Here is a 6,879-nt window from a genome sequence, read left to right on the forward strand (position 1 = left end):
CGCCCTCTCACCGCCTGAGCGGTGTGTGCGCCGTCTCCGGCAGCCGCAGGTACACCAGCGACGACAGCAGGCAGAGCACCGCGACGTACCAGGGGAAGAGCCCGGCGTGGCCCACCTCCTTGAACAGCGTGCCCACGTACGGAGCCGTGCCGCCGAAGAGGGCCACCGTCAGCGAGTAGGGGAAGCCGATACCGGCCGCGCGGACCCGGGGCGGGAAGATCTCCGCGTTCACGGCCGCGCTGATCGAGGTGAACCCGGTCAGCAGCACCATGCCGGCGCAACTCACGAGCAGCAGCACGGCGAAGGAGTCGCGCAGGGCGTGCAGCAGAGGCACGGTGAGCAGGGCGAAGCCCAGGCCGAAGAAGAGGAGCAGGGGGCGGCGGCCGAAGCGGTCGGACAGGAGGCCGCCGAGCGGTTGCAGCAGGGCGAAGAAGGCCAGTGAGATCGTGCCCGCGAGCAGCGCGTCCGACTTCTCCAGACCCGCGTTGAGTTCGGCGTACGTCGGCAGGTACGACGTCCACGTGTAGTAGGCGATGGTGCCGCCCGCCGTGATGCCGCCGATGAGGAGCGACTCGCGCGGGTGCCTCCGCAGCGCCTCGAACAGGCCGGGGCGCGGGGCCTGCTGCTGCTCGGCGCTGCGGGTCTCCTGCGCGCCCTGCCGGATCCAGAAGCCGACCAGGCTCAGGACGGCCCCGAGTATGAACGGAACGCGCCAGCCCCAGCTGTTCATCTGCCCGTCGCTCAGCGTGTCCACGAGCAGCGTGGCGATGCCGGAGGCGACCAGCTGTCCCACGGTCGTCGACACGTACTGGAAGCTGGAGAACAGGCCGCGCCTGCCCGGGCCTGCCGACTCGACCAGGAAGGTCGTCGAGGCCGCGAACTCGCCGCCCACGGACAGACCTTGCAGCAGCCGCGCCAGGACGAGGATCACCGGCGCGAGCACGCCCACCGACGCGTACGTCGGGGTCAGCCCGACCAGCAGGCTGCTGCCGCCCATCAGCAGGATGGTGACCGTCAGCGCCGCTCGCCGCCCGTGCCGGTCCGCGACCGCGCCCATCAGCAGCCCGCCGACCGGCCGCATGAAGAAGCCCACCGCGAACACCGCGAACGTGGACAGCAGCGGCACCAGCGAGTTGTCCGCGCTCTTCGGGAAGACCTGGGCGGCGATGTAGGTGGCCAGAAACGTGTAGGCGTACCAGTCGTACCACTCCACGGCGTTGCCCACGGAGGCGGCGAGGAGCTGGCGAACGGGCCGTTTCGTCGGCGGGGAAACCGTCTGCGTCTCTGTCACGTCCATGACCCTCCCCTGACAATGCCCCGGCACACCTCACGTACCGGCGACTTTCACATGAGTGTCACCGGCCCCTTCCTTGACGTTTGGTGTCCCTGAAACACTCCTTCCGCGCAGATTCCGTCACGCTCCGGCCATCCCGTACCTCAGGATGAGAGGTCTGTCCTTCATGTCCGAAGTCAACCGGCGCCGCTTTCTCCAACTCGCGGGTGCCACCACGGCCTTCAGTGCGCTGTCCGCCAGCATCCAGCGCGCCGCCGCGCTCCCGGCCAACCACCGCACCGGTTCGATCGAGGACGTGGAGCACATCGTCGTCCTGATGCAGGAGAACCGTTCCTTCGACCACTACTTCGGCACCCTGAGAGGCGTCCGCGGCTTCGGCGACCCCCGTCCCGTCACTCTCGACAACGGCAAACCGGTCTGGCACCAGGAGAAGGACGGCAAGGAGATCCTGCCGTTCCACCCGGACGCCGACGACCTCGGCATGCAGTTCCTGGAGGGTCTGCCGCACGGCTGGCCCGACGGCCACCAGGCCTACAACGGCGGCAAGTACGACAAGTGGCTGCCCGCCAAGGGCACCACGACCATGGCGTACCTGACCCGCGAGGACATCCCCTTCCACTACGCCCTCGCCGACGCCTTCACCGTCTGCGACGCCTACCACTGCTCGTTCATCGGCTCCACCGACCCGAACCGCTACTACATGTGGTCCGGCTACACGGGCAACGACGGCACCGGCGGCGGCCCGGTCCTCGGCAACGACGAACTCGGCTACGGCTGGACGACCTACCCCGAGCGCCTGGAGCAGGCCGGCATCTCCTGGAAGATTTACCAGGACATCGGCGACGGCCTCGACGCGAAGGGCTCCTGGGGCTGGATCCAGGACGCCTACCGCGGCAACTACGGCGACAACTCGCTGCTGTACTTCAACAAGTACCGCGACGCGAGGCCCGGCGAGCCCTGGTACGACAAGGCCCGCACCGGCACGAACGTCAAGGCGGGTGACGGCTACTTCGACCAGCTGAAGGCCGACGTCAAGGCCGGCAAGCTGCCGCAGATCTCCTGGATCGCCGCCCCCGAGGCGTTCAGCGAGCACTCCAACTGGCCGTCGAACTACGGTGCCTGGTACATCGCCCAGGTCCTGGACGCCCTCACCGCCAACCCGGAGGTCTGGTCGAAGACGGCCCTGTTCATCACCTACGACGAGAACGACGGCTTCTTCGACCACGTCGTGCCGCCCCTGCCGCCGAAGGACGCCTCCCGCGGCAAGTCCACCGTCGACGTCTCCCTCGACCTCTTCCCGGGCGACGGCAAGAACACGGCCGGCCCCTACGGCCTCGGACCCCGGGTGCCGATGCTGGTCGTCTCGCCGTGGAGCAAGGGCGGATACGTCTGCTCGGAGACGTTCGACCACACCTCGATCCTGCGGTTCATGGAGCGCCGCTTCGGCGTGCGCGAAAGCAACATCTCGCCGTGGCGCCGGGCGATCTGCGGTGACCTGACCTCCGCGTTCGACTTCTCCCGCAAGGACACGCGGCCCGCCCCGCTGCCCGGCACCGACGCGTACGAGCCGCAGGACCGCGAACGCCACCCCGACTACAAGCCGACCCCGCCCGCCGATCCGCGCATGCCCCGGCAGGAACGCGGCCTGCGCCGCGCCCGGCCGCTGAAGTACGCACCGCACGTGGACGCCTCGGTCGACGCGGCGGCCGGGAAGCTCACCCTCGCCTTCGCCTCCGGGCCGAAGGCCGGCGCCGCCTTCCACGTCACCTCCGGCAACCGCGCCGACGGCCCCTGGATGTACACCACCGAGGCCGGCAAGACCCTCTCCGACACCTGGAACTCGGACTGGTCGGCGGGCTCGTACGACCTGACCGTGCACGGCCCGAACGGCTTCGTGCGGGTCTTCAAGGGGTCGAACAGGACGGCCGGCTGCGAGGTCACCGCACGCCACACCGGTGACGACATCGAGCTGACCTTCACCAACAAGGGCTCCGGCACGGCATGGCTGAAGCTCTCCGACGGTTACGGAGGCCGGTCCTCGACCGTCACCGTCCGCCCCGGCGCGAAGGTGCGGCGGACCGTCGACCTCACGGCCGGCCGCCGCTGGTACGACGTGACCGTCACCGCCGAGGGCGACGCGGCGTTCCTGCGGCGGTTCGCGGGACACGTCGAGAACGGGCAGCCGGGCGTGAGCGACCCGGCGATCGTCACCGCGTAGCCGTGGCGAGGTGCCCCGGATCGTGCGGCCGGGGCACCAACGCCGGTTCGGCCGTGGCGGAACCGGGTTCCAGGGCCAGGACGGCGGCCACCGGATGGTCGTCGTCCACCGGGGCGACCACGGGTGTCGCCCGGCTGAGCAGTACCACGCCCCAGGACGCCAGGCCGCCCCCGGCGAGCGCGAGCAGCACGCCCGCCGGGCCGCCCTGGAGGCGTTCGCCCAGCAGCGACAGGCCGATCACCGCGGCGGCCAGTGGGTTGGCCAGGGTCACCACCGCGAGCGGGCCGCCGAGACCGCCCCGGTAGGCCGTCTGCGACAGCAGCAGCCCGCCGGCCGCGAAGGCCGCCACGAGCAGCGCCACCCCGACCACCTGGACGCTCAGCAACGGACCGGACCGGTCCGTCGCCGCCACCGTCACGGTCTGCGTGAGGGCCGAGGCGACCCCGGAGGCCACGCCGGACGCGCTCGCATGCCGCAGCCCCGGGCGGGCGCCGGGCCGGGACAGCACCCCGATGACGGCCGCGGTGGCGCCCGCGACCGCCAGGGCCTCGGGAACGCTCAGTACGTCGTCGGGCGCCGGACCGGACGCCGTGACCAGGATCGCCCCCAGACCGAGCAGCGTGAGCGCGGTGCCCCGCCACTCGACGGCGCTCACCCGCCGCCCCGCGAGCCGTGCCCCCATGGGCACCGCCGCGACCAGGGTGAGCGCGCCGAGCGGCTGGACCACGGTCAGCGGACCGTACTTCAGCGCCACGACGTGCAGCAGTGCGGCAGCCGCGTTCAGCCCGACCGACCACCACCAGGCGCCGCTGCCGAGCAGCCGCAGCGTGCCCGCGCCGGGCGAGCGGGAGGCGAGCCGCTCCTGGGAGACCGCGGCGGCCGCGTAGGCGACGGCGGAGACGAGGGACAGGACCACGGCGACGAGGACGGCGCTCACCGGCCCGCCCCCGCGAGCGCCTGCTCCTCGGCCCGGACCTGCGCCTGGGCCGGTACGAGCCTGCCCTGCGCGCGGCCCGCCGTCGTCACCGTGCGGTGCGGCGAGCGAAGCGAGACGGGGGTGCCCCCGGACCAGGTCTGGGGGAGGATCGCCGCGAGGGCGAGACCCAGCAACGCCGTCGCCACGATCGCGTCGAGCCAGTAGTGGTTCGCCGTGCCGACGATCACCAGCAGCGTCAGCGCGGGATGCAGCAGCCACAACCAGCGCCATCGCGAGCGGGTCGCCACGATCAGGCCGACCGCCACCATCAGCGCCCACCCGAAGTGCAGCGACGGCATCGCCGCGAACTGGTTCGACAGGGAGTCGGTCGCGGGACTGCCGTACACCGACGGGCCGTACACCCGCGCCGTGTCCACCAGGCCGGTCGCGGCCAGCATGCGCGGCGGGGCGAGCGGGAACAGCAGATGCAGCACCAGGGCGGCGGCGGTGACCGCGGCCAGGATCCGGCGGGCCCACACGTAGTGGGCCGGGCGGCGCAGGTAGAGCCAGATCAGGAAGGCGGCGGTGGCCGGGAAGTGGACGGCCGCGTAGTAGGTGTTCGCGAGGTGCACCAGGCCGTCGCCGTGCAGCAGCAGGGACTGCACCGCCCCCTCACCGGGCAGCCGGACCGCTCGTTCGACGTCCCACACGCGGTACGCGTTGTGGAAGGCCTCGCCGGTGTGGCCCGTGGCCAGCTGCCGACCGAGCTTGTAGACGAGGAAGAGCCCTGCGACGAGCAGGAACTCCCGGACGAGCGGCGGTCGCGCTATCGCGTCGGACCCCGCCGGCGCAGGCTCGGTGCGGGCATTCATCCCCCGGCCCCTTCGGTGACGGTGCTGCTGTTATCGGTACGAGTGCGTACCGATACGCCAGTGTACCGATACGTCCGCGTACCGGTACACTGGTGTATCGATAGACGAAGGACACACCGCCGGCCGGGAATTTTCCGGCCGCCCGAGGAAGCCAGGAGCACAGCCCATGACGTCGCAGGCTGCGGACCGGCCCGAGCCGGTCGGTTCCTCGCGCCGCTCCAAGATCACGCCCGAGCGTGAGCAGGAGTTCTACGACGCCGTGCTGGAGCAGCTCCGCGAGTGCGGCTACGACTCCGTCACCATGGAGGGGATCGCGGCCAGCACCCGGTGCAGCAAGTCCACGCTCTACCGGCAGTGGAAGACCAAGCCCCAGTTCGTGGCGGCGGCACTGCGCTCCCACCGGCGGACGCGCTGCATCGACACCGGCTCGCTCGCGGACGACCTGCGCGAGGCCGCCCGGGCGGCGGGCGAGCTGTCGGGCCGGGACACCAAGCTGCTCCAGGCGCTCGCCCATGCCGCGCCGCAGGACGCCGAGCTGCAGCGCGCGTTGCGCGAGGCGCTGGTCGAACCGGAGATCGCCGCGCTGAAGGAGATCATCCGGCGCGGGGTCGAAAGGGGGGAAGTGCCCGCCGATCATCCGGCGCTGGAGTACATCCCCGCGCAGATGTACGGCGTCCTGCGCATCCGGCCCGTCCTGGAGGGCGAGGACGCGGACCCGGACTATCTGGTCCGGTTCGTGGAGGCGGCGGTGCTCCCGGCACTCGGCCTCACCTGAGACCCGGGCCGCCGTCCACGGGATGACCGGACGGCGACCCGACCGCGCCGACCCGTGGGGACGGGGGCGGCGCGCACCCCCCGGCCGGGTGGGGTTCCCCTGTGAGCGGCGGGGCGCCCCACCCGGCCGACAGTGTCCGGGTCCCCCTTGCTGTCCGGCTGTGTCCGGGCCGGTCAGACCACCTGGCCGCTGCCGCCGCCCGTCGACACCTTGATGCCCTTGGTGATCTCGTCCAGGACGGACTCCTTCTGGTCGGCGTCGACGCCGAAGCGCACGACGACCATCTGCTTGGCGTTCGCGGGGGAGGGGAACGCGAGCGACTCCACGATGCCGTCGGCGCCCTTGCTCGTGACGGCCTTCCAGCGGACCAGATAGCCCTTCTGCCCGGCCACGGTCACGGACTTGGCGGCCAGCACGTCGTGGGAGGTGATCCCGCCGTAGGACTTGCCGCCGTAGGACTCCTCGGCGTTCGCCGCGATGTCCGCCTTCGCGACCTCCTCGGCGGTGGCGCCCTTGGTGCCGAGGGCGAGGGCCGGTGCCGAGTAGGCTCCGCCCTTCGTGCAGGTCGAGGTGGTGTCGCCGGGGCACTTGTAGGAGTCGTCGGACGTCACCTGCGCGCCGACCGGGGCCTCCTGGCCGTACCAGCCCTCCGGGATCGGCAGGCTGATCCCGCTGACCGCGTCGGTCACCGAGCCGCTCCTGATCTTCGGCGGCTGGGACTGCCCGGGCGACGGGCTCTGGCCCCCGGAGCCCCCGGAGCCGCCGAAGATCAGGAGCGGCTCGGTGACCGACGCGGTCAGCGGG

At 71.7% G+C, this 6,879-nt stretch carries 6 protein-coding genes; 2 read left to right on the top strand and 4 right to left on the bottom strand.

The window, feature by feature from the left end:
• Positions 1-7: 7 nt before the first annotated feature.
• Entirely contained in the window at positions 8-1,297 is a 1,290-nt protein-coding gene (locus CA983_RS06675) for an MFS transporter (protein ID WP_086599949.1), read from the bottom strand.
• 163 nt (positions 1,298-1,460) lie between these two features.
• On the opposite strand from CA983_RS06675, the gene CA983_RS06680 reads away from it, so the two are divergent.
• Positions 1,461-3,512, top strand: coding sequence for a phosphocholine-specific phospholipase C (locus tag CA983_RS06680; protein WP_086599950.1), 2,052 nt, complete (start codon positions 1,461-1,463; stop codon positions 3,510-3,512).
• Here the strand turns inward: CA983_RS06680 and CA983_RS06685 are convergent.
• Both CA983_RS06685 and CA983_RS06690 read right to left on the bottom strand, forming a co-directional pair.
• Positions 3,502-4,449, bottom strand: coding sequence for a DMT family protein (locus tag CA983_RS06685; protein ID WP_086599951.1), 948 nt, complete (start codon positions 4,447-4,449; stop codon positions 3,502-3,504). The genes CA983_RS06680 and CA983_RS06685 overlap by 11 nt on opposite strands.
• The gene (locus CA983_RS06690) at positions 4,446-5,300 is read right to left on the bottom strand and encodes a phosphatase PAP2 family protein (RefSeq protein WP_086599952.1); all 855 of its coding nucleotides are present in this window, start codon (positions 5,298-5,300) and stop codon (positions 4,446-4,448) included. The genes CA983_RS06685 and CA983_RS06690 overlap by 4 nt, the downstream gene beginning before the upstream one ends.
• Before the next feature lie 166 nt (positions 5,301-5,466).
• On the opposite strand from CA983_RS06690, the gene CA983_RS06695 reads away from it, so the two are divergent.
• On the top strand, positions 5,467-6,075 hold the full coding sequence (locus CA983_RS06695) for a TetR/AcrR family transcriptional regulator (RefSeq protein WP_059415723.1): 609 nt from the start codon (positions 5,467-5,469) through the stop codon (positions 6,073-6,075).
• 173 nt (positions 6,076-6,248) lie between these two features.
• Here the strand turns inward: CA983_RS06695 and CA983_RS06700 are convergent.
• Positions 6,249-6,879: hypothetical protein (locus CA983_RS06700; protein WP_086599953.1), on the bottom strand; the 631-nt coding region annotated here is incomplete at its 5' end.

The sequence above is a fragment of the Streptomyces swartbergensis genome, assembly GCF_002148965.1.
GTDB lineage: Bacteria > Actinomycetota > Actinomycetes > Streptomycetales > Streptomycetaceae > Streptomyces > Streptomyces swartbergensis.